Here is a 270-nt window from a genome sequence, read left to right as displayed (position 1 = left end):
ATAAACCAGGAATCCAGAAGCACATAAGTGGTTCGCTCACCAATGACCGCGTGGGTAAATCGCAGCAGCGCCTTGGCCGTAAACAGTTTGCTGGTGTTGCCAGTTTCAGAAGGCATTCGAGCCAGCCAGGGAATTGAGGTTGGCACTTCATCCGTTGGACGGTGCTGAACCATGGTCAAATACACGAAACACTGTCCGAGAACATAGCGTGCCTGATTGCGCTTGTGGGCATGCTCAAAGGCAATGCCGCTGTCAGGCGCTTTCTCACTG

1 pseudogene is annotated in these 270 nt (G+C 53.0%); it reads right to left on the bottom strand.

The annotated features are described in order from the left end of the window. Positions 1-270: pseudogene (locus CWC28_RS22110) on the bottom strand (hypothetical protein); the annotation flags it as partial.

Source organism: Pseudoalteromonas sp. S4492, from assembly GCF_005886115.1.
Taxonomy (GTDB): domain Bacteria; phylum Pseudomonadota; class Gammaproteobacteria; order Enterobacterales; family Alteromonadaceae; genus Pseudoalteromonas; species Pseudoalteromonas gelatinilytica.
Note: the sequence above shows the minus strand (reverse complement) of the source record. Positions and strands in the feature narration are given on the sequence as shown.